This window comes from Rhodoplanes sp. Z2-YC6860, from assembly GCF_001579845.1.
Classification (GTDB): domain Bacteria; phylum Pseudomonadota; class Alphaproteobacteria; order Rhizobiales; family Xanthobacteraceae; genus Z2-YC6860.
Genome location: NZ_CP007440.1, coordinates 7237812 through 7261040, shown reverse-complemented (window position 1 = coordinate 7261040; position 23229 = coordinate 7237812). Strand labels below are relative to the sequence as shown.

16 protein-coding genes and 1 pseudogene are annotated in these 23229 nt (G+C 57.3%); 7 read left to right on the top strand and 10 right to left on the bottom strand.

Annotated elements, in window-relative coordinates; genetic code table 11:
- Window positions 1–19 precede the first annotated feature (19 nt).
- Genes RHPLAN_RS33840 through RHPLAN_RS33830 form a run of 3 tightly spaced genes read right to left on the bottom strand, consistent with a single transcriptional unit; the run spans window position 20 to window position 2788 of the window.
- A complete protein-coding gene (locus RHPLAN_RS33840) occupies window positions 20–1546 on the bottom strand; it encodes a helicase HerA domain-containing protein (RefSeq protein ID WP_157100654.1) in 1527 nt (508 codons plus the stop codon).
- Window positions 1543–1968 (bottom strand): hypothetical protein, encoded by a 426-nt coding sequence (locus RHPLAN_RS33835; protein ID WP_068028119.1) that lies wholly within the window; start codon window positions 1966–1968, stop codon window positions 1543–1545. The genes RHPLAN_RS33840 and RHPLAN_RS33835 overlap by 4 nt, the downstream gene beginning before the upstream one ends.
- A gap of 40 nt (window positions 1969–2008) precedes the next feature.
- Window positions 2009–2788, bottom strand: a complete 780-nt coding sequence (locus RHPLAN_RS33830; RefSeq protein ID WP_157100653.1) for a hypothetical protein — start codon at window positions 2786–2788, stop codon at window positions 2009–2011.
- Window positions 2789–3191: 403 nt separating this feature from the next.
- Between RHPLAN_RS33830 and RHPLAN_RS33825 the strand changes: the two genes are divergently transcribed.
- The gene (locus RHPLAN_RS33825) at window positions 3192–3392 is read left to right on the top strand and encodes a hypothetical protein (protein WP_157100652.1); all 201 of its coding nucleotides are present in this window, start codon (window positions 3192–3194) and stop codon (window positions 3390–3392) included.
- A 467-nt stretch (window positions 3393–3859) separates the two neighbouring features.
- Here the strand turns inward: RHPLAN_RS33825 and RHPLAN_RS33820 are convergent, their stop codons facing one another.
- Window positions 3860–4924: a tyrosine-type recombinase/integrase gene (locus tag RHPLAN_RS33820; protein WP_237179969.1), complete on the bottom strand. Its 1065-nt coding sequence runs from the start codon at window positions 4922–4924 to the stop codon at window positions 3860–3862.
- 1181 nt (window positions 4925–6105) lie between these two features.
- On the opposite strand from RHPLAN_RS33820, the gene RHPLAN_RS33815 reads away from it, so the two are divergent.
- On the top strand, window positions 6106–6846 hold the full coding sequence (locus tag RHPLAN_RS33815; protein ID WP_157100651.1) for a TRM11 family methyltransferase: 741 nt from the start codon (window positions 6106–6108) through the stop codon (window positions 6844–6846).
- Window positions 6847–7123: 277 nt separating this feature from the next.
- Here RHPLAN_RS33815 and RHPLAN_RS33810 read toward each other — a convergent pair whose 3' ends face one another.
- Window positions 7124–8497, bottom strand: a complete 1374-nt coding sequence (locus RHPLAN_RS33810; RefSeq protein ID WP_157100650.1) for a PIN domain-containing protein — start codon at window positions 8495–8497, stop codon at window positions 7124–7126.
- A gap of 250 nt (window positions 8498–8747) precedes the next feature.
- On the bottom strand, window positions 8748–11588 hold the full coding sequence (locus tag RHPLAN_RS33805; RefSeq protein WP_068028109.1) for an ATP-binding protein: 2841 nt from the start codon (window positions 11586–11588) through the stop codon (window positions 8748–8750).
- Window positions 11589–11951: 363 nt separating this feature from the next.
- On the opposite strand from RHPLAN_RS33805, the gene RHPLAN_RS33800 reads away from it, so the two are divergent.
- The 5 genes from RHPLAN_RS33800 (at window position 11952) to RHPLAN_RS33780 (ending at window position 17115) form a co-directional block, all read left to right on the top strand.
- Window positions 11952–12464: a Dps family protein gene (locus tag RHPLAN_RS33800; RefSeq protein ID WP_068028108.1), complete on the top strand. Its 513-nt coding sequence runs from the start codon at window positions 11952–11954 to the stop codon at window positions 12462–12464.
- Between the two features lie 250 nt (window positions 12465–12714).
- Entirely contained in the window at window positions 12715–13581 is an 867-nt protein-coding gene (locus RHPLAN_RS33795; RefSeq protein WP_237179968.1) for an alpha/beta hydrolase, read from the top strand.
- Window positions 13582–13754: 173 nt separating this feature from the next.
- Complete coding sequence (locus RHPLAN_RS33790) at window positions 13755–14216, top strand: (2Fe-2S)-binding protein (protein WP_198164614.1); 462 nt, start codon at window positions 13755–13757, stop codon at window positions 14214–14216.
- Window position 14217: 1 nt separating this feature from the next.
- Entirely contained in the window at window positions 14218–16473 is a 2256-nt protein-coding gene (locus RHPLAN_RS33785; RefSeq protein ID WP_068028106.1) for a xanthine dehydrogenase family protein molybdopterin-binding subunit, read from the top strand.
- A 75-nt stretch (window positions 16474–16548) separates the two neighbouring features.
- Window positions 16549–17115, top strand: a complete 567-nt coding sequence (locus RHPLAN_RS33780) for a hypothetical protein (RefSeq protein ID WP_237179967.1) — start codon at window positions 16549–16551, stop codon at window positions 17113–17115.
- 107 nt (window positions 17116–17222) lie between these two features.
- Here RHPLAN_RS33780 and RHPLAN_RS41105 read toward each other — a convergent pair.
- The 4 genes and pseudogenes from RHPLAN_RS41105 to RHPLAN_RS33770 form a co-directional block, all read right to left on the bottom strand.
- Window positions 17223–17624, bottom strand: a pseudogene (locus RHPLAN_RS41105) (GlcG/HbpS family heme-binding protein).
- Between the two features lie 147 nt (window positions 17625–17771).
- Window positions 17772–18236 (bottom strand): nuclear transport factor 2 family protein, encoded by a 465-nt coding sequence (locus RHPLAN_RS38795; RefSeq protein ID WP_084246709.1) that lies wholly within the window; start codon window positions 18234–18236, stop codon window positions 17772–17774.
- A gap of 58 nt (window positions 18237–18294) precedes the next feature.
- The gene (locus tag RHPLAN_RS33775) at window positions 18295–19884 is read right to left on the bottom strand and encodes a sensor histidine kinase (protein WP_068028104.1); all 1590 of its coding nucleotides are present in this window, start codon (window positions 19882–19884) and stop codon (window positions 18295–18297) included.
- A 386-nt stretch (window positions 19885–20270) separates the two neighbouring features.
- Window positions 20271–23123 (bottom strand): ATP-binding protein, encoded by a 2853-nt coding sequence (locus RHPLAN_RS33770; RefSeq protein ID WP_068032255.1) that lies wholly within the window; start codon window positions 23121–23123, stop codon window positions 20271–20273.
- Between the last annotated feature and the right edge of the window lie 106 nt (window positions 23124–23229).

The following is a 23229-nucleotide window of genomic DNA, read 5'->3' as shown; positions in this document are numbered from 1 at the left end:
CGTTAGTTACTCTGATGTTCTATCGGCCGAGTGTGGCGTCCCCAACGTCTTCAATCTGCCCTTCGATGGGTGGGGGAGCAATGTCACGATTGTCTCGGCAATAGGCAGCCCGGATGGCGGCGTGCAACTTCTCCCACTCAAGTCGATCGATCTGTGGCGCAGTTCTAAAGCTGATATTCGGGGGCGTAATAATCTGCGGGTCGCCTACCCGCAACTTAATTTGCCACCTGGGCTTACCCATCGAAAGTGCCTTGATGTGCATGGTCTGTAATGCGCTCAAAACACCACGGGCATCCTCAATTTCGTGTATGGCCAGGGTGATAGAGACGTTTTGACGCCGCCCTTCTTTGACTAAAAATTTGGCGCTGCCTTCGTCTACGAGATAGCGGTAGGCTTCGTCCGCATAGAAATATATCGGAAGTCCGCCACTTGATCGTTGTCGAATCACTCCCAACAGCGCGGCAAAGAAATAGCGGCCGAAGGTGCCAGTGGTCTCCTCGCCGTATCTCTTCTGGGTGTTGACGATGAGCACGCGCGGCTGCTGAAAGAATTTGAACAAATCCAAGCCGCGATCCGCTTCGGCGAAAATTGCCTTAAGCATTAGATTTTGGGTGATGCTGTTAAGACGCTGTCTTACTGCATCCGCACTCTGCTTCATGCTAGAGCCTTGGATGTCTCTACTGAAGAATTTGATGACGTTTTGCGGCAATGAGCGGAGCTGAGCGTGCTCCTTGCTCAGCCGGGCAAATCCAGCACTCGACAAAATCTCGTCAAAGTGCGCAAACGTCGCGTTCGGGATATGGGCAAGGACCATCAGGCTATTGTTGAGGATCGTGTTCATGTTGGTGCTGAGTTCGGTCCCCATCGCACCAAAAAAGAACGCCAGCATTTCTGAGGCTTGCTGAAGCCGGATGAACTGATCGTCCTTACTGAGGCGCGCGAAGTCGGCAAATTGCAGGATGTTAAGGCACGGCGGGTACTCCATGCTGGGCTCCAGGTAGACCAGCTTGCCATGCAAGTCGCCTCCGGGAGCAAACCGGGGGTGTCGTGGCAGGAAGCGCCCAAGATCTTCGTTCTCGCTATCGATCACCACCACGCTAGCTTCGCCTCGCGCCACCTGGTCGAGGTTCTTGTTGATCATAGCGCTCAGCAGCGTGGTCTTGCCGGTGCCGGTGCCAGCCATGATGAGCATGTGCTCAAAGCGCTTATCCTCGAAGAAATCCCACGGCACTTCTTCCAGCGGCTCAGGCTCAGCAACCCCTTGCTCGGTCTGCGGCCCACGGATGTCGTAGCCAATAAATTCGTTGATCTGATTGAAGCCCTTCGTGAGCAAATTGATGAGAGTGTCAGCCTCGCGTGGGCTGTCCGACTTGATGATTTTCTCGGTGTTGAAGAAGTCTCGGAAGTTGTAGCTGAACGCAACATTTTTATCGAGGATGCCAAAGCGCACGATCGCGTCGTACTCTTTGGGCTCGATTTCGAGCACCACCTTTACCCGCACGCCCGGCACACCAGGAGCTTCGAGTTTTCTAAATCGCGCCCTCATTTGAAATCGATGCGCACCGTGCCACTACCTTTGATGTAGACCGGCATGGGATGTTTCCGTAGGTCAGTGCCAGTCGGCTGAATTTGCACTCGGCTGCTAAATTGTTTGGTCTCTAAATAAAGATCACCGCTAAGCAGCGTGAGTTTAACGTCGCACTCATTCGGCAAGAGAGCTGGCATCCAAGATATTTCGTACACGCGCGCATTACCCGCGATGTAGCAGGTGATCGTGGTGTGCAAGGCTGGCAGCCCCAAAATCACCGCCGCCACGATCAGCACTAAAACAGGGACGGCAATGATCCCGCCCCAGAACAATTTACCCTTGTGATATTGCAACCGATGAGCACGCAGAGAGCTCTTAAGCTCCTTGATCGCTTCTTTTTGTTTCGCGCGCTCGTCAGCCGATTTTGCTTCCTCAGCCATTGCAACCCTCCCCGTGGGCTGGGGGAATAGTCTGGAATCGTCAACTGTGGGTGGTCAAGAGCTCGGTGACGCGTTCGGTATGGCCGACCACACCCGGGGCTAGCCCTTCTTGCTCAGCCAAGCGCAGGGCGTCTCGATAGAGTACACCGTTGGGGTAGATGTCCTTGAACAATAGCAGCTCGTCTTGGAGCTTCTCATGGACCTGGTTGAGGGATCGCAGCGTTACGGTAAGCCGATTTTCTCGTATTAGGGACAGATAGAAGTCACGGGCATAAAAGCCAAAGTCCGAGATAACGACTTGCCCCTGGTACAGCGTTGCAAGAAGAGTGGCGATGATGAAGGCGTTCTGTTCGCCGATTTTTGCGCGGTCGAGATTGGCGATGATCGAGCTCTCAGACTTCCTGCGACGCAAATTGAGAGAAAAGTTCGGAGCTTCAGTCAGCATTCGTTTGATAATGGGCGAGTGAAACATGTCGCGCACCCGGAGCTTCGCTTCGTCCTCGCCTTTGTGATCGATCTTCGGCAAGTTGGTGAGAGATGCAGTGGTAAGCAACAGTTCGGTTAGCGCCATCTTACCGTGGTCGTAGGTCATGAGCGGTTTGTCGGGGAATGGCGTCTGAGCGATCGCTCGCGCGATGACATCGCTTTTGTGGCTCAAAATATCGATGCTGTGACGTTGTGGATCGAACTGTCGGGCTCGTGGAAAGTGCGCGGTGAATTGTTCGATGATCGGGCCGTCACCGATTAAGAGAAATGGATTGCGAACATGTTCTAAAAGTTGGGCTGTGGGGTCACCAGAGCCGATGTAGAGAGATTTCATTATGGGTGGGCGTTGTGGTGAGCAGAGACCTGTGTGTCGTCCGGCTTTCGCCGCCAGGATGCATCACGGCGCGGCCCACCGCGAAAGGACATCCAAAATAATTATAACCGTGAATAGTTTTATCGTTCGAAGTACCGCCACTGTCCCGAGAGCGCCCGAGCGTTAGCGAGGATCAGCGCCGAGCAACCTGCCGCGCCCGCGCGTGTAGTGGTAACGCCCACGCGCGTGGTAATCCTGGCCGTCCGCACGGCGTGCCCTTTAGGGCACGACGCAGGATTAGGATCAGGATTAGGCAGGTTGCTCGGCGCTGATAAGCGATCGAGGGACGTGGCGGAATCGTTGAATTGTGGCGCTTTTTACGGCTAGCATACGGTGACTACAGTAGTCAGGGATGTAGTCATGGGTGGATGCGATGCTCTTCGACGGCGATGTCTGGAAGCGAATGGATAAGGTTGAGCCTGGCGCGAGAAATATGCTGCTGCTTATGGGCTTCGGATTTGGAGTCGCGGTGTGCGCGATCATCGCGATCTTTTTGCATCACTACTACAGTGGCGTGTTTGATGTAGCGGATAAGCCGCTCGAATATTTTCTCGGCAAAAAATAAACCCGCTCCTAATCAGGCGGAGCGGGGTGGCTCTCTTACGAGAGCGTCTCGGGATCGTAGCGGCGCTTCGGCCGAGTGGACTGCCACTCGACTATTTCATCTTCGTACCACGCAATGCGGCCGGGACCCTGCTCGTGGCATTGTGGGAAGCGGCCTTGTATCTGCAAGCGTCGAAGCTGAACTCGGCAGTAGCAAATACCGAACATCGGCTTTAGATCCGCGTAGCATACTTCCTTCCTGATACGCATAGAGCTTCTCCTAAGAGTTAGCCCTAGTGCGCACCAGGGGCAGTGATGCCCCGAGGCAGTCAGGAATCTACATGAAAATGCGGCGCCAGGGAATGGCACAACGTGGGACTTGGGGGACGCTGGGTAGATGAGGTGGGTAAGACAGGGTGGGTAGAAATAAAATCGACTGCTACTTCAATACGATAAAGGAGCGGGTTCGATTCCGCCCCTGGGCACCATTCATTTTCTAACCTCCTGTTTTAGCGGCAACATCTCCGATGATTCCCGCACCGGAGTCGAAGGTGCGGGCGTTTTGTTCTCGGCTTGTGCGCCCAGCATCAACAGCGGTGCGGCATCTTGCGCGAGACGCTTGCGATCGGCAGCGCGCGTGTAGTGCGTCGCCTGTTTGCTTGTTGTCCAGCCGAAGATCGCCATCAGTTGACGCTCGGTTGCTCCATGTTCGGCTGCGCGCCTGGCTCCGGCTTTTCTCAGTCCATGCGCTGAGCCGGGGCAACCTGCTTCACGGCACACGTCACGAAACCAATTGCCGAAGCTTTCTTTGATCCATGGCTTGCCAGCGTCGGAAACAAGGAACGCTAGATCTCCAGTCTTGGTCGCCGCAATCGATTCTTGCAGCGGCGGAAGGATTGGCAACGACACGAGCTCGCCGGGCTTACCGATTCGATGTTTTTCCGTGCGTATTGTGATCGTCCCGTCGCGGACATGTTGCCGGCCGACTCGAACCGCATCGCCTCGACGCAGACCCGTGTACAGCAAAAGATCAAACGCCAGACGTTCACGGGTGCCGACCGGCCAGCGCGCTTCAAAGCGGTTGAGTTCGTCTTCAGACCAAGTGTGAAAGCCGTCAGCGTCATTCGCTCCTGATAGCAGTTTCACTCCCTTGGTGGGGTCTGAGGGCACGAGCTTTTGTTCGACGGCCCAAGAAAAGAACGCTCGCATCGATTTCAGAAAGGCATTTGCGGCGTGAGGCTTTGCCGATCGCAGTTCGCGTCCTTCACGGATCTTGGCATCGGTGATCTTGGCCAGCGGCGCGTGGCCCGCACTTCCGATCACCTTACGATAAATGTTCTCGCGAGCTCTCCGTGTGGCGTTAGATAGCCCGGCCCAGGCCGAGCTGTTCCGATAAAGCTGTATGCCCCACGCCAAACTTCGCTCAACCGTTGCGGTCTCTAAAATCGCGGCCTTGGTCTCGAGAGCGGCGCGATATTCGGACCAGAATTCGTCGGTTCCGTATTCATTTCTTAGCCGAATTCTCTTGCCGCGGGCTTTGCGAACGTACCACACCGACGACCCGTGGCGGGTCGTCTCTCTCTGTAGATGCGGCGGTCGTGGTCGTGGCATGTCATCCATCACAATACGAAATCAGAATCGTCGTTGGCCTCGGAGTTCGCTGTTGGCAACGACGGATTCTCTCCTGTGCTGGTCTCAATTGCAACGCCATCACGGCGAACGACGACACGGATTATCTGAAGCCCCGCCGCCGAGACAGCGCGGATCGCTCGCGCAATTTCAGCTTGCGTGACAATGGCCGGTTTGTGGGACACGTCAGTGGGGTCGCGAAGACTTACTTTCGTGAGTAAGTTCTGAAAGTGATCGAAGGTCGAATTGTTTTGCGGGCCAGTTGTTGACCCGCCTTCGGCATCATTCGAGACGTGTGCGGGTTGTCAGGTGTTCAAATCCGCCGGCTGAGTACACACAGGCCATGCACCGCCCTAGGGTGGCGGTGACTAAATCCGACCACTGCTAATCCGAGCTGACTACGGCCTAGAGCGTCTGAGGACTGCTCTGCATTTGGCGCGCAAACTTGCAGATTGACCACGCTCCGCCATCACGGGGCGCGCTACCAAATTGGCACGCTCCGCCATCATGCGGCGCTTTACCAAGTTGGCCCAAGCACCGCCGTACCTCCCCCGAACGAAGTGAGGGCAAGGCATCTACCATACGGTTATCTGATTCGGCAGCGTTTCACCAAGCTCTGTTAGAGCGAGCACGGGAGTTCTTTGTTCTCTGACATTGCCTGATCGTCACCAGCCGACCAAGGCAAGGCTTCTCTCACCGTCTAATCGCTGCTGACGATGCGCTTCTCGCACCTCTCGCACGCCGCGCTGATCGCTTGTGGCTTTGGTTCAACTGCCTTGGCATAGACAACGTTCTCGCCAACCAGATCATCGATGTGGTTGCGACCATCGTCTACGCAGTTGCGATGGTCATCGGCGCCCTGATGACCCCTCTGGGCCTCTTCCGCCGAGCCGCGTACGGCAGTGGAGCGCTCCGGCTAATTAACGGCCGCCGGCCGTGTTTCACGGCCCCGCCGGCCGAGTTCCAGGGAAAGTTAAGACCTTTGGCGCAAAATGCCCTCCTTCCGTGCGTTTCTTGCGCGGGAGAGCGGATTCGCATATTACGTCAATGGCCTAGCAGAGGGGGCTTGCCGGACCTGCCGCCGCAGCGAGGCGCTCTATATTTAATTGTCCGATCCCCAAGCATTCCTGAATGGCGAGATTCATTGCTGGTACAACTTTGTCCTAGGTTTCTCGGACAAGCTTGTAGCGGCGATGATGGATCGCATGGATGTGCAGGACGACCAGCTCGTGTTCGACCCGTTCTGCGGAACGGGCACCACGCTTGTCGAAAGCATGAAGCGCGGCATCCCTTCCGTCGGCTTGGACGCTAGCCCTTTCAGTTGTTTCGTCAGCCGGGTGAAGACCAATCTCACCCTGTCGCCTGACGACCTTCTCAAAGCGCTCGTCGATGTCGGCCTTGAGTACGGTCATCTCAAGACCTCGCACGACACCCAGAATATGCCCGCCTACAAGTACCTCGATGAGAGCGGGATGCTGAAGCGCGGTTGGATCAGTGCAGTGCCGCTGCGGCACGCCCTTGCGCTGAAAGCCGCGATCTATCGAGCTACACCGAACGCCACTTGCCGCGATGCATTCCTTCTCGCCCTCGTCGCGAACATCTCCACCAAGATCGGCAATATGAAGTACGGTCCAGAAATTTACCGAGGCCCGAAGAAGCGCTCGGTCGATGTCTGGAACATCTTCCAGACGAACGTGATGCAGATGATCAAAGACTTGGTCATCGCGGAACGCGCCAACCTTGCGTCGGCCAGCCTCGAAGATTATCAACCCGTCCCCCGTGACTGGAAAGTGGCTGTCACGAAGGTGCTGAACAAGGCGCCATCGCTCCAGGTGCTCGGCGATTAGCGCCAGCTTACCGTCGCACTGGTCTGTTCCGCCAGACGTGGGACATGGTGAAATCCAAGTACGACGGTATCGAGCCAGATCCACCATTCTCAAAGTCGGCCGCGCTCTTCTTTGCCGATCGGGAAGATGTGTCCGATCGGGTCAGGCACTCTGCGCGGGAGCAGCTCAAACAAGATAGTTTCTAGCCCGGCCTCACCTTACGGCTCCTAACAGTCTATTCGCGGAAGAGCGTAACATCGCCAAATGATTTGAAAGCGCTTTTGCCAAGCCGGTCACGCTACTCGTCATCTTCGATGTCGAATTCGACGTATCCAAATTCGACGCTATCAGGCGCGTTAACCATCTCTACGTCATCAAGTTCTAAGGTTGGAGGCGTCTCGGTGTAATCACCGAGAAAAGTGAGAACCGCGCCAGCTTCGAAAGTCCACGTAATATCACCGCTGCCAGAACCAACTGAGAAGTACTCTCCTTCATCTTTAATTTGAAACGCGAACTTCGCAGTCGCGCGAGTTTCTACCTCGATAGGGACGCGAGCTACGATGGCGTCTTTGCTGCACTCCACGATAGTCAAGTCGTACCCGTCCCCATCCTGAACAAGACGCGCTGATTTGAAGTCCAAGTTGGCGGTGGTCGTTTCCATGTGAAAGCCTGAGTTGCCGTCTGCAAGGGGCATCATGTCGTCCACTTCGTATTTGATGTAGTCCTGCAAACGCTTCAGCGCGTCTGGCTCCTTGCCGCCTTCCATCTTTTTAAGGAAATCGGTGACCATGCTGCGCGCAATCTCTGCATCGGCTTGCAGCATTTCGAGGCCAACGGCGAAATCGGACTCTGTGAAAATCCATTCTGACTTCTCGGCGAAGTCGACCCAACCCTGATCTTTCGTGATCGCGAGCAGCTTCTTCTTATTTGTCTTCGCCCATTCTTCGAGGGTGATGAGCGCGATAGCGTCCGGAAATTCGTTTTTCTTGTTTTTGGAAGTTTCGAACGGCGCGGTTGGATCGAAGTACATTTTCAGCAGACGCGTCATGTCAGCTTTGTTCGCTGGAACGATCTCGCAGCCGGTAGCTTCGACAAAGCGATCAAAACGCTGCTGGGTGGCCTCCTCGGCGGGTGGCGTATTAGCCTTTTCTAAGAGATCCCAGTAGGGCTGCTCATACAGAAGCTCGCTGTCGCCAACTTTGCGCGTTGCGGATTTCAGTGCGTCTTTTGCAGTCTGCGCCTGCTGGGTCAGGTGCCGCTTTAACTCACCTGCGATGACTTCCGAGAGCACAAACTGTGTCAGTTTATCCTTGAATTGGCGCAGTCTCTTCAACAGCCCTTCGTCGAGCTTCAGATGGTTCTCGTCGAAGATATTGGTATCGACCGTGATTGCATCGAATTTTGCTGGGTTGGGCATCGCTGATTTCCGCGCTCCGGAGAAGCGATAGCAGCGCATCGCCTGCGTCGCCATGCCCCCGGTTGTTGACTTGCACGGGATGTTCGCTGGTTGTTCTGTGGTCGCCTTGAAGGTTCGGCCGGGCAGAGGATAGGAGGCCAGATGTTCACGCGCAGGATGCTGCTGGGCCTGCTTTTCGTTCGGCCCAAAGCCGATGGTTTGGACTGGGACAATGTCATAGGCAGGCGACCGACCACGACCGCTGGATAGCTTCACAGATACTCAAACTTCTTCCTCATTGCGGCTCCCTCGCGCGAGGGTGGGACTCCGAGACCGGGAATCGAAACGCTAACGTTCTCGGGACGTTCAGTGTTCTGTTCGAGCTTGCCGCTGGGGCACCGCAAAGCAACGATATTCCATAATGGACGTTATGCGTAGGGGGGCGTCCACAGGATGTCGATTTCGTACCCAAGCCCACGCAGCAAGGCTGAACGTCAGCAATAAACTACGGGGACATGGCCTGACGCTAGGTTGCCCGTCTAGTCTGAAGTCGGATTAGATGTGGATGTGAAGCCGCAACTCTTGATGGCAGCTTCAGTCGAACAGCCGCTGCGAGCCGCTCACCTTCCGCAGCGCGGCCCTGACCGATGAGGTGGGTGCTAAAGCTTTCAGCCGTCGCTAATTCCCAAGCCAGCGCACCTTGCTGCCTAGCAATACGAAGTGACGCATCGAACTCCCGATCTGCATCGACTGCAAAACTCGGCTCCTGGCGCTTAGCAAAGATCACACCTCGGACCCGCCGCAGCTCGGCAAGGCACCATTCTTCGCCAGTTGAATCGCAATGCGCGATTCCCTTGTCAACAGCCTTCAGCGCGGCGTCATGCTGGCCGATGTCTGCGAACCCTTCGGCGAGGGTGCCGATGAAGCTCGTGCGGTAGACGATGAAGCCGGCACTTTCGAGCTTTGCGATCCCGGTGCGTAATTCCCTCACGCCGTCGTCGCTCCGGTTCGATCGCACGAGAAGCTGACCGTTGAAGCACTGAGCGTACGTGCCCCATATATCCAGCCCATAGCTATCGGTGAGTTCCCGCAGCTGAGAACAGTACGTTCGGGCGAGGTCCAAATCGCCCTGCAAGAATGCCAAGGGGAACGCTGCGTCGACGATGGCATTGGAGAGTGTCGTCACATGATTGAGCGCAACAGCCTCAGCATGAAGCCGTTCGACCTCAACAAGCGCTTCCTCGAAGAAGCCTTGAAGCCAAAGCGTTCGCGCCAAAGTCGCCCGCGCCAGGATGTGCTGATCGTACTGGAATCGAACGACGTCCGAGAGATCGGCTGGCCGGTCATAGCCGTCAATCACTCGTCGCGTATACGCAAGCGCTTCGGCCAGGTTTCCGCAAAAATGAAGCGATTTGCCGCGAATTCTGTCACCGACGTATCGGTCGGCGTCGGTTGTTGTCGCTGCGACCTTATCAAAGGTGTCGACAACCTGGAGGGCGGCTCGGGGGGCGCCCTTGTTCGTGCAGGCTATCCAAATGCCCCACAAGGCTCTGAGTTGGTACTCTTTGTCATTGAGCTTTTCGGCGATCGCAAGTGTCGCCTGCCACGCTGTAGTCGCGCGTTTAGGATCGCCTGACCCGGCATGCATCTGCAAACAACCCAGCGCGGCATGCAATTGCATCTTCTCAAGCAAATACCCATCGGCACTGTGTTCCAGTGCATCGAGGGCGCGCAGCACGGCGCTCTTCCATTCTCCTACCATGGACAATTGCGTCCAGAGCGGCACTGCTGCGATTGTCAACGCCACTGCGACGTTGACATGCTGTTCCGATTTGAAAGACCAGTCGATCGCCGCACGGATGTTGGCGACCTCTTTGGCACAGGCGAGCATCGATTCAGCCGCGGGGCGAAGTCCCTGGCCTCCGTCCGCGAGCTCAAGCATAGCGAGAAAATGCGCTGCGTGTCGCTCGGCGAACTCATCGCCTTGGCCGCTCTGTTCCAGGCGCTCGCGTCCGTAGGCTCGCGTCATCTCGAACAGCCGGTAACGGACCGGATCTTTGTCCGTGTCTGCAACGACGAGGGACTTCGCAACCAGGTTGGACAGCCCTTCGGCGAATGCATCTACCGATATCGCATCGCCTATGACGTCTTGGGCTGAAGCGAACGTGAAGCCACCCGAGAATATCGTCAATGCTCTGAAGATCGTCGCTTCTGTTTCCGATAGAAGACCGAAGCTCCAATCGAGAGCCGCCCACATCTTCTGGTGGCGGCTCAAAGCGGTGCGCCGGCCTCCACTCAATACGCCAAACCCTTCTTCAAGCGATGACAGCAGGCCTCGCATGCTGATGGAATCCAGATGACCGACCGCCAGCTCGATGGCGAGGGGAATCCCGTCGAGTTTGGCGCAGATACGTGCAACCAGAGGCGCGTTAGCGTCGGTCAGGCTGTAGCCTCCCAACTTGTAGGCCGCGCGATCGATAAAGAGCCGGATGGCCGAGTATTCGAGGGCCTGCGTGGCGGTTATGGCCGTGTTGCCTAGTGGGAACGCCAGCGTAGCCAGCCGATGAACCCATTCGCCTGCCGCCCTGAGCGGTTCTCGGCTGGTTGAAAGGATCGTCACTCCCGCATGCGCCTGCTGCGTTTGCTCGACGAACTCGGCCACGGCATCTATGAGATGCTCGCAATTGTCCAGAACGAGCAAAAGCGTTCGGTCTTGCAGCATCGCGTCGAGAATGAGGCCGTGCTCTCCGTTGCGGCCGGCATCAAGCGCGGTGGCGACGGTGTCCGGCACGAGACTTCCGTCGTTAATCGGAGTCAGGTCCACAAACGTGACGCCGTCCGGATAACGTGCTCCGACCAGCGCCGCGATTTCGAGCGCGACGGTCGTCTTCCCGATTCCGCCTGGGCCGACCACCGTTAGAAGCCTGGCTTCCTCCAGACGCGCGCCGAGCTTTGCTACCACTTCCTGGCGGCCGACAACCTGCCGCGCAGGCTGTGGCTTCCGCAACAATAGTCCGGTTCCCGCTGCCGCCTTTCCATTGTCGTCCGACGCGATGTTCACCGGCGCTATAAACGAGTATCCGCGCCCCGGTACATTCTGGATAAAGCGAACGCTGGCGTTGTCTTCACCCAGAGCTTTGCGCAGTCCGCTTATCTGGACGCGCAGGTTCACCTCATCGACATGAATATTCGGCCAAGCTCGCTCGATCAGATCGTTCTTTGCGATGACTTCGCCCGGCGAACGCAGAAAGACGAGCAATATGTCGAACGCGCGGCTGCTGAGGGGGACCGCTAGACCCGACCGCAGCAATTGGCGTTTGCTGGCCAGGACACGAAAATCGCCGAAAGAGAACTCTGCGGTGCCCATGCCCTTATTCTATCGCCAACATCAAAAAACGTAAGTTCGAAAAGAGGGCAAGGCAGGGCGTGCGAGCAGCGTCAAGGACGCCGATAACGGTCGGTTTAACACGCTTTTACAAATTTAAACTGCCCGCTTTTGGCGGAAGCGCTCACATTAGTTCGCGAGGGCGATAGTGGCGCTTGTCTTTGCGCCTGCACACAGGAGAGGCAGTGGCGAGCTCTTACAGTTCGTCAAGGTCTGAGCCGGCCTGCGACGCTCACAAAGCGGTCCCTGGGGCGCGCTCCTGTGCTCTCTGGGCACGCTAGAAATCTGCCGGAAATATCGTCGTCAATTCGATTCTAAACCCTGGGTAACGTTGAGGGTCGCTTCATGAATCCTGGACACAGAGCCAATACAACAGCCGTCCTTAATACACCGACCAGCATGTCCAAAGAGTCGGTTCGCGACATATCCAACGGCCTCAATCAACTGTTGGCCGATTGTTTCGCTCTCTACATCAAGACAAAGAATTTTCATTGGCATATGTCAGGTCCTCATTTTCGCGACTATCACTTGATGCTGGATGAGCATGCGGATGCCATCCTCTCCACGACCGACGACATTGCCGAGCGGGTCCGCAGGATCGGCGCGATCACGATTCACTCTGTCGGGCAGATCGCTCAACTGCAAAGAATTGCAGACAACGACGTCGACTTCGTTGCGCCGACTACGATGCTCTCGGAATTGCGTGATGACAATGAACAACTCGTCGCCGAGATGCGGGTCACCCACGATTTGTGCGAAAAAGCCAAGGATGTTGCGAGTGCAAGCTTGATCGAGAATTGGATCGATCAAGCCGAGAAGCGTATATGGTTTCTCTTCGAGGCGTCCCGCACGGCGTGACGCGAGGCGCAAGTGTCGACTGGCACGCAGAATATCCGCACGCATTGATGCGGCTTTCGGTCACCGCCATCAGCATATCGTTGCTTTGCGGTCGCACGTTATGTCGCGATCACAATGGCGCTTCGTTCGGGAGTGCCTTCAGGCGAGGCGCCGCCCGTTAAGTGCGGTGAAAATGTCTAAGGCAGCCGTAGTGATGCACTGCATCCAATTCACCCGTTTTAACCGCACTTAACTCGTCAGGCGTCTGGCGTTGCAGCAAGTATGCCGTCAGGAACGTCGCTGCTTCGAAACTCGTCGCAAAAGTCCGGCCGTATTGGGCTGCGATATCAGTCAACTGACGAAACTGGAGTGCAAAATGAACATGTGTAGGACGATCTCGTACTTTTCCCTCGTTGTCGCGGCTTGGACGGCATTCGCGGTAAACGCCCGGTCCGCAGAACTCACCGCCAAGACCGCGGTGCTGGTCCATGGCGCTTTTGCCGACGGCTCGTCCTGGCAGAAGGTGATCCCGATTCTGGTCGATGCCGGGCTGAAGGTGGTTGCGGTTCAGAATCCAACCGACTCGTTGGAAAACGACGTGGCCTTTACGAAGCGAATCATCAAAGAGGTCGAAGGCCCGGTCGTCCTGATCGGCCATTCCTGGGGCGGGGTTGTTATCACCGAGGCCGGAAATGATCCAAAGGTCAGATCTCTGGTTTACGCAGCGGCTTACGCTCCTGACTCGGGTCAGTCCCTCAAGGACCATATCTCAAAATATCCGCCGGCGGAGGGCCGGAAAGGATTTCTGAAGGACGGTGAGGGGTTTCTGCGGCTCAGCGACGATGGCGTCGCAAAGTATTTTGCACCGGATCTGTCACCAGAAGAGCAGAAGGTAGTCGCTGCGGTGCAGGGGCGGTACCACGAGCGAACCTTTACCGCTCCCGTCAGCAAGGCGGCGTGGCGCGACAAGCCGACATTCATTGTCATTTCGATGGAAGACAAGATCATCGCGCCGCAGATGCAGAAAGACCAGGCAGCGCTGGCGAAGGCCACGGCCATCGAAGTTCCCAGCAGTCATGTCGTGATGTTGTCCCACCCGAAAGAGGTCGCGGAGCATATCCTCCGTGCTGCGAAGTAGCGCTGGAGGGACTGCCGATTGAATGTGCGGTGCGGCGATGTCGTTCATCATCGCGATAGGAAGACTGAACGAGAATCCGTCGCACCACCAACCCAATTCCTACGTTTGGCGGAGAAGTTAAGTCAGTCAGTTTTTGCAGCCCGTAAGGCAATGCGACATATCGCGAGGACATTATGATTGAGCTCACGATCAACGGTACCAAGCACCAGGTCGACGTCGTACCCGAAATGCCGTTGCTCTGGGTGCTTCGCGACGAACTCGGCATCACCAGTGCAAAATATGGGTGCGGAATAGCGCAGTGTGGCGCGTGCACCGTACACATCGACGGAAACGCTGTCCGTTCTTGTCAGGCGCGCATCGGCGACCTTGCTGGCAAGTCGGTCGTCACCATCGACGGACTGAAAAACAGAGACCAGCATCCGCTTGTGCAAGCCTGGATCGAACACCAGGTGCCGCAATGCGGTTACTGCCAGACCGGCCAGATCATGCAGGCGATTTCGCTGCTTGAATTGATTCCGAAACCGACGGACGAAGATATCGACGAGGTGATGTCGGGAAACCTCTGTCGCTGCGGCACCTATCCGCGCATTCGCACCGCGATCCATGCGGCCGCTGCGAAGATGGCGGAGAAGTGAGATGGGCAAGATCGAACGCCTCTCCCGCCGCTCCTTTCTCATCGGCTCGGCTGCCGTTGCCGGCGGTATTGCATTCGGGTCTTACAGTGGTGCTGCGCAAGCCGCAGAGAGCTCCGGCAGCAACCCGTTGACGGCTGGCCTCGGGCCGAACTCCGTGACATTCAACCCTTGGGTCGAGATCAGCCCAGACAAGATCACGTTGATCGCACAACACGCCGACATCGGTCAGGGCGTCGGCTCCGCGCAAGTGATCTTGATTGCCGAGGAGATGGACCTCGATCCCGGCCAGTTCGAAATCCGGTTCGCAGGACCCAGTCCCGCCTACTTCAACACCGGCTTCAAGGACGAGTTTGCGCCGTTCCTGGCAGCGGACCAAAGTGCTGCTGCCGAGGAAGCGCGCGCGGCCACGCTCGAATATCTCCGAAAGACCGGCCTGCAGATGACAGGCGGCTCCAGCACGATCCCGGACACCTACGAAAAGTTGCGCGTGGCTGGCGCGGTGGCACGCGAGACGCTGAAGGCGGCTGCAGCGAAGCGTTCAGGCGTTGCAGTGGCTGACATTCGCACCCGATCCGGCGATGTGATCCTTCCCGACGGAACGAAGATTCCTTACGTCCAGCTCGCCGCGGAAGCCGCGGCCATTCCGCCGGTGCTCGATGTGAAGCCGCGCGATCCGTCCACATGGCGACTGGTCGGAAAGCCGATGATGCGGCTCGATATCAAATCGAAAGTCATGGGCGAGCTGAAGTTCGGCATCGATCAGAAGATCGACGGTATGCTCTACGCTTCCGTCAAGCTGAACCCCGCCAAAGGTCAGCCGCTGAAGTCGTATGACGCCAGCAAGGCCCTGAAGATGCCGGGGGTTAAGAAGGTCGTCGAAATCAAGAACGGCGTCGCCGTGATCGCGACGAACAGTTGGTACGCGATGAAAGCGGTCGCGGCCATCGATTGCAAATGGGCGCCCCCGGCCTATCCGGCCGAACAGGCCGGCCATTGGAAAGTGTTGGAGAACTCGTTCAAGCCGGAATTCCTCGGCAAGGAATGGCGGAAAATTGGCGACGTCGATACGGCGCTGAAGACCGGCAAGCTGGTCCAGGCGGAGTATCGCGCGCCTTATGTCGCCCATCAGCCGCTGGAGCCGCTGAACGGCATCGGCATCGTCACCGACAAGGGAATGGAAATCTGGGTGGGCCACCAGAGCCCTCAGTTCGTGCAGCATATCGCGGCGACAGCGATCGGCCTCAAGCCGGAGCAGGTCATCTTCCATAATCAGTGGTCCGGCGGAAGTTTTGGCCACCGTCTGGAATACGAAAACGTCCGTGTCTTGGCCGAAATCGCGAATCAAATGAAAGGAACGCCGATCAAACTCGTGTTTTCGCGCGAGGAAGATTTCATACAGGACATCCCACGGCAGATCGCGATAGCGCGGCACCGGGGCAGCATTGATAAAGGCAAGATCGTCGCGGCCGACTTGAAGTTGGCCTCGACGGCGCCGCTCAACGGGCTGCTGGAGCGTTCGGGTACGCCGACAAAGGATCCCGATGGCCAACTCGCCGCCGGCCACTGGAACGTCTACTACGACATTCCGAATTTCCGGGCCACGACCTATGAGGCGCGTGGTTTGTCGCCGAGCACCACGTGGCGTTCGGTCGGCGCGTCAACGGCCGGGTTCTTCACCGAAAGCTTCATCGACGAGATGATTCATGCGGCGGGCCTCGATCCCATGAAGGCCCGCATCGACATGTGCGCCGTGCCGACCTATCGCAAGCTGCTGGAGACGCTCGCGCAGATGTCGGACTGGAAGGGGCCGCTCGGCAATGGCAAGGGTCGAGGCGTCGCTTTCGTGGAATCGTTCGGGACTCCGGTGGCTGAAGTCGTCGAAGTCACAGCGACGGACAGGGGCATCAGGATCGACAAGGTCTGGGTCGCGGCCGATGTCGGCAAGGTCGTCGATCCCGTCAACTTCGAGAACCAAGTCCAGGGCGGCGTGATCTGGGGGCTCGGCCACGCCATCAACTGCCAGATCACCTACGCCAAGGGTGGCGCGCAGCAGACCAACTACCATCATCACGAAGCCATGCGCCTCTACCAATGTCCTGTGATCGAAGTGCGCGGACTCGAGAATGACCCCAAGGTGAGAGGTGTCGGCGAGCCGCCTGTTCCTCCTGCCGCGCCTGCGCTCGCCAACGCGATCTTCGCCGCGACCGGAAAGCGTATCCGCGAAATGCCCTTCAACAAGTTCATCGATTTTGTGTGAGGACGAGTCATGAAGCGGTCATTGATTGCGCTCGTCTTCGCTGCTTCGACGATCCCGGCTCTTACAGGACTCGTCGTGGCCAAGGACGAGACACCCAAGGATGTGTTGCGGCCCGGCAGCGTCAGCCGTGCCGACGGACTCAAGGCCTGGAAACGGATCGAAGCCGTGGTGACGCACCCTCGCTGCGCCAATTGCCACGTTGACGCCAAGGCCATTCCGATATGGACGCCGGCGGGCGAAACCAAGCCCCGCGTGCATGGCATGAATATTCATGGCGGAGTGAGCCGCATCGGGGCCGAGAAGCTCGTGTGCTCGACCTGCCACGTGACTTCGAAGATGCCGAACGACCCGGCACCGGCCCCGCTGCATGCGGGGATCGACTGGCAACTCGCGCCGGTGGAATTCATCTGGTTCGGCAAAAGCGGCGCCGAGATTTGCGCGCAACTGAAGGACCCCAAACGCAATGGCGGTCGCGATGCCGCTGGCCTGATCGCCCACTTGCGGCACGACGCATCGCAGAGCGGCTTTATTCCACGGGCATGGGCGCCCGGAGAAGGCCGATCAAAGCCGCCGGGCACATTTGAGGATCACGTCAAGGACGTGGCTCTGTGGGGCGCCGCAGGCCAACCCTGTCCGAATTGACGTCCTGCCATGCCACCAGCAGTTCAGCAGGAACCTCACCACTAATGAGGCTGCTGGGGGCGCTGTTTTCATGAGAACAGCGCTTTGATGCTCAGCTGTCCGAATAGTCATTTCAACTGATCCGCCACCTTGGCTACGCCTGCCGCAGCGCACGCCTTGTCGTTCGGGCCGCGCGGCGCTCCACTGACCCCCACACCACCAACTGTGTCTTCGCCGACTTTGATCGGTACACCGCCGAGCGAAGCAAGAACTCCCCTCATGTCCTGAGCCCCTGAGAGCGCGGATTGCTGATAATGCGGTCGACGAATTGCCTTGTGGTTTGACGGAAAACGCGCGCCTTGTGGGCCTTACGCTCCGCCAACTCTAGTCCCGTCGTCGCGAATCGATATCAGCACATGAGCGCCCCGGTCCACGACCGAAGCCCTGACCTTAAAGTTCTGAGCGCGGCAATGTTCGAGCGCGGCTTGCGCAATCTGCATTGCGAGCGCTAGCGACAAGTCGCGCACCATAACTACGCCTCGCGGCGGCTCGATAACTACGCCTCGCGGCCGGCTCGTCGTTGGCGGGCTAATGATGCAAGGGTGAAGATTAAGTGTAAGTTGCGAAGGACGGCGCTCAGCACGTGGACGTGCTGCTTACTGCTTGTGACTGTAGGTTCACAAGCCTAAATCGTTTAAAGATGGATGATGAGCCGGTCGGCGGCCAAGCGGCCAGTTGTACTTACGTTCGTGTTGTTGAATCGGAGTGTCGTTGCAGCTAGCGACCCGTCGGCATATCAGCCCCTCAGGGTCAAATTCGCAATTTTCATTGCCGTAACTCCGAAACCACTGGCCAAGGTCGTCGTGCCACTCGTGGGCAAAGCGTATTGCAATTCGGTTCTCGCAAAACGCCCAGACTTCCTTGATCAAGCGATATTCTAATTCGCGCGCCCATTTCTCGGATAGGATCGTCATAATCGACTCTCTCCCTCGACCGAAAAACGAGCGACCTCGCCACAAGCAATCCGCCGAGCATAACTGCGCAACAGCAGCAGGGTCGCGTGTGTTGAACAGGTCCTCCGCAATCCGAGCTTTTCGCGCCGCCGTCAACGCGGTGAAGGGTGGAAGCGGGGCGATGACCATGGACCTGCTCTCCTTGACCCGACTGTCGACTGCTCGGACGGTTGAACCAGCGTTCATGTCACAATACCGTACGAAGGACGAATTGGAATTCTGCGCCTCCAAGAGCTTTCGGGACCGCCAACAATTCCCCCTCGTGCGCCTCCATGATGGATCGGCAGATCGAGAGTCCCATTCCCATGCCGTTAGATTTTGTCGTGAAGAGCGGATTGAACAAACGATCTATGTCGTGCGCGCCGATCCCATGACCGGTATCTGCGACTGACACAACAACGCCGCCGTCATTGCGAATTCTTGAACTCACGGCCAGGATTCTGGGGCCGTCCTTGACCGCCATCGCGTCGATAGCGTTGGTGATCAAGTTAAGGAGCACCTGCTGCAATTGGATGCGATCCCCCATCACTTGCGGCAATTCCGCCTGAGGCTCGGCCTCCACCTGTATCCGGTGCCGTTGCAGATCGGCCCGAACCAGGGAAATGGTCTCGGCGATCAGATCGTTAATGTTGAACGACGTCCTTATCCGAGCATCCTTTTTGAAATTTGCACGGATGCTCTCGATAACCGCTCCGGCGCGGTAGCCATCAGCAGCGACATGTTTGAGCTCGGCCTTGGCCTTCTCGATATCTGGGACGGGACGATCAAGCCATCTCAAACTAGTTTCCGCACGCGTGATCATGGCTGATAACGGCTGCTTGATCTCGTGAGAGATTATGGCCGCGACTGCATCTCTGGTTACAAGGCGCGCTTCCCGTTCGCGGCGTTGTGCGAAGACGGCGCTGAGGAGACGTCCGTACATGCTGGATATCTCGTAGAGCAGCAGCACGAGTATGATGATACTCGTCAGAAACGTGATGAACCGGACGGCATACCACCCGTCGGTGAAACGGCCCGGCGAAGGAAAATAGCTCAATGGCATGTCCATCGCGTAGAAAAACATGACGACCATCAACCAGAGATCAAGAGTCGAACGTCGACGGATCCACAGCAAGGCGAGCGCGATGATGCTGAGCGAACAATTCGGTATCCCTACAGCGTAAGGATACGCAGGGCTGTAATGGAGACTGTCTTCCATGATGTGCGGTAATAGCGGCTCATATTCCAGGCAGAGCAGGGAGATCAGACCGACGACGGCCACCGTCAGTAAGAGACTGACTGCGACGGCTGAGCGCACAGAGATCGTCCAACGTGGTGCGGTCGGATGTGCATCCTTTGATAGGGCGTAGCCAATCACGAATGCCGCGAAGCCACTTCGCCACGCAATGTAGAAGCCTGATGCACTTTGCAAAGCACCGATATACGGTCGGTCGGGCAGAAGCGAGCCCGGGAATGTCAGGGTCCAACCGATCAGGATGAGCGCTGTAAAAACATACCCGTTGGCGACGACCAAGATCGCCGGCGAACGCAAAATGGAATACTGTGAAAACAGCAAGATCGCTGTAATGAAATCGCAAACAAGCATCGAGGAGACAAAAACCAGGATAAAGCCCGGAAACGGTCGCTGCTCGTTGTTCGAAAGGCTAATGATAATGAAAAAGGCCGCTAAGATTCCGAACGCGATCAAAAGAGCTGCGCGCTTTTGAACCCGTCCTGGTGACAAACTCGAAGCAAAAATAAGCTCTTCCTCGGAAATATTGGCGTGTTCTGCTGCCATCGCCGCAACTCTTGGGGGGGGCACTATCAGAGCCAAGGGTCCAACGCCGCAGAATTCCTGTTGCGCGCTCTGACGCTGATACGATTGGACAGGGCTTTGACCGTCGCGTAGCCGTTTAACAAGTCGCGCTGACTGACACGCGGTGCGTTTCGATCTGCTCTGGTGAAACTCATACGCGCTCCTAATACTGGCGGGCACGTGCCACTGGTCCGAAACGGCGAGTTGACCCATCCGTCCCGAGATTTCTTCGCGGGAACAATACACAATTGCGCGGAGGTGTCCCCGCGATAGAACCAGAGAAATTGTTAGATTTTATGAGTGATCAGGAAGCGCGGGCGCGTGCATGCGGGAACGGCGGCCACGCCGATCAGAAAACTGTCAGAATCTCAGCTAGATACGATCTGATCCATAAGAGAGCGAGCACTTGTTACGTCGCGTGTCGCAAAGCCCTCGGTAAACCGGCCTAGCACCGGATCGAGCACGCGCCGAGCGTCGGCGACGCGGCCTTGTGACGACCAGAATTGGGCAAGGCTCGTCGCGGCGCGCAACTCCCAAGCACGCGCACCTATGCGCGCAGCGATGTCGAGAGCCTCTAGGAGAGATGCTTCGCCTGTGATCGGGTCGGTCCGCGGCTTGGACAACAGGATTTTTCCCTTGAGGCGCAAAAGTTCTGGCCTTTTGAACAATTCGCCACTGCTTTCGACCAGGGTCAGAGCCTCATCGATAGTTGTCAGGGCCTCTTCCTGCCGTCCGTTCATCAATAGACCCTCTGCAAGAGTCATATTCAATATTGTTGTTAGAAGTTCGTATCGATGTATTCGAAGTGTGCGTAATGCCTGCTGCAATGTCGGGATACCAGTGTCGCGGTTATCATGCGCGATGAGCAAGCAGGCCTGTAGGGCCGAACCTGCCGCTTCGTAGGGCTTTATTGAGCGCTCGCGCGCGAGCTCGATGAGTCTGTGCGAGGTCATATCTGCATTCGTCCAGTCGCCGTTCCAGAGATAGACGCAGTTGGCGAACAAAAGGGCGATGCAAAGATTGAGGGGATGGTCCATTTCCGCCGCCTCATCGACGGTGGCGCGAGCGGTTGCCGAAGCCTGGTCAGCGTATCCAAGAAGCCACAAAGTACGGGCCAGAAAGATCCTGGCGCGGTTCCGATAGTCGAGGCCGAAATGGAAGGCGGCGACGCGCGGCGAGGTCGGAATGTGAGCTAAAGCGGCCTCGAGGTGATGCCGAGCCGGTTCAAGTTCCTCGTGTGAGATACCCCGCAGCGAGTGTGCCGCGGCAATTGCATCTGGATCGCCCATCGTACGAGCTACGATTTCACCTTGCCGGGCAAGCCCTGTCGCGTCTCGGAAGTTTCCCCTCCTGTAGTGGAAGTGATGCAGTCTCCCAAGCAACTGCAATTGGTGGGGCAAATCCCCCAGTTCTTTCGCAAGTAGCAATCCTCGCGTCAGTGCAGCGTGCGCCTGGTCGCCATTGCCTTCCGTGAACATAAGGGCGAGCCCAAGAGCGGCTTGAAGCTCAACTTCCGCTGCCGTCCCTCGGCGCGTCTCGTCGAGTGATGCAATAGCCAACTCGGTCCAGCGGCGGCATTCCCCCAACATCGACATCTTGAAGAAGAATGGAGCAGAAGCTGCAGCGAGTTCCGCTCCTATACGAACTTCGCCTGCAGTGGAGAAGCACCAAGCAAGAGCGCTTCCAATATTGCCCAGAAGCGGGGCCTGCGTGGCCAAGCTTCCCGTTTCGGATCTTATAGAGGCGAGGATTTCGGGGTGCCGAAGCCGATCCAGGAAGTATTTTGCGTGACGTCGAGCCGTCTCGTTGAATTCGCCGTGCTGGTTCAACTTCGTCACGGCATATAGCCGGGTGGTGTCGAGCAGCCGATAGTGAGTCGACGTGTCGCTCGTATCCATAGATACGAGCGATTTTTCCACGAGGTTGGCAAGTATTATGTCCACGTTCCCTTCGCCCGGAGCTCTCCAGGCTGCAACTGACTGAGCGGCCTGCAGCGTGAAAACGCCTATAAAGATGGAGAGTTTGCGAAGCACGACACGCTCCCGCTCTTCGAGCAGGTTGTAGCTCCAGTCAAGTGTGGCGTTCAGCGTCTGGTGACGAAGGAGCGCTGTACGTCGTCCGCTTTGGAAGAAGCCGAAGCGATCTTTGATGAGTTCCGCGGTCTGCCGTAACCCGTAGCCTTTGACACCACCCGCGGCGAGCTCGATAGCAAGCGCTATGCCGTCCAACTTGCGGCAAATTTCTGCGATAACAGGCGCCTGCCCGTCGTTAAGCTCCAAATGAAAGCCGCCCGCCTTCACGCGCTCGATGAAAAGTTGCGCTGCAGGGAAAGCAAGAAGTTCGTCTGCGGTGATGTCCGCACGATCGGGCGGACTCTCGAGAGGAGACAGCCGATAAACGTGCTCCCCCTCGACCCGGAGCGTTTCTCGGCTGGTCGCGAGAATATGGATCTGCGGCGCCTCTTGGAAGATTCGCTCGGCCAGGCGGGCAACGGCCTCGATCACATGTTCGCAACTGTCGAGGATAATCAGCATCCGTTTATCGCGAAGATAACTGATGATGGCGGGCAGTGGGTCACTGGCCTGAATATGAAGGCCGAGAATCGAAGCAATTGCGTTCGGCACAAGCAGCGGGTCGCTCAATGGCCCGAGATCGAAGAAGTAGACTGCGTCCTCGAAATTTGGACAAAGGGCGTATCCGAGCAGAATTGCTACGGTGGTCTTGCCAATTCCACCCGGGCCCGCAATCGTCATGAAGCGGTTCATAGTTAGAAGGGACAGCACGTTCTGGACGGCGTCTTCGCGTCCTAATGTCCGGGTGGGCAGCGGCGGCAGCCGCCGAGAGGGGTAGGACACCGCCAGGTCTGCGGGTGCGTGGCTTTCATTGCGTGAGACGGGCGCGACGAAGCAATAGCCGCGGCCCGACACAGTCGCGATGTACCTAGCCCCTTCAGAGCCGTCGCCGAGGGTCTTTCGCAGTACGCCGATATGGAAGCGGAGGCTGCCCTCGTCGACCGTGACATCCGACCAGACTCTGGCCATCAGCTCCTTCTTACTGACAATTTGCCCCGCCCGGTCGACCAAGACAGCGAGGATGTCAAACCCACGCGCGGTCACGTGGATGGGAGCGCCGGCCTTTTCGAGGCGCCTCTCGGCGAGATGAAGCGTGAATGCGCCGAAGGCAACAGCTTCGCGAACTGGAGAAATCTCCTCTCGAACCATTCTCGTCCTAACTTCCAAGCGCCGACACGAAGAGTATCCGGAGCGTGTGCAATATTACATCTGCCTCCAGCAAAATTCCTCGCTCTCAGCGCGTTGCTCAAAATTT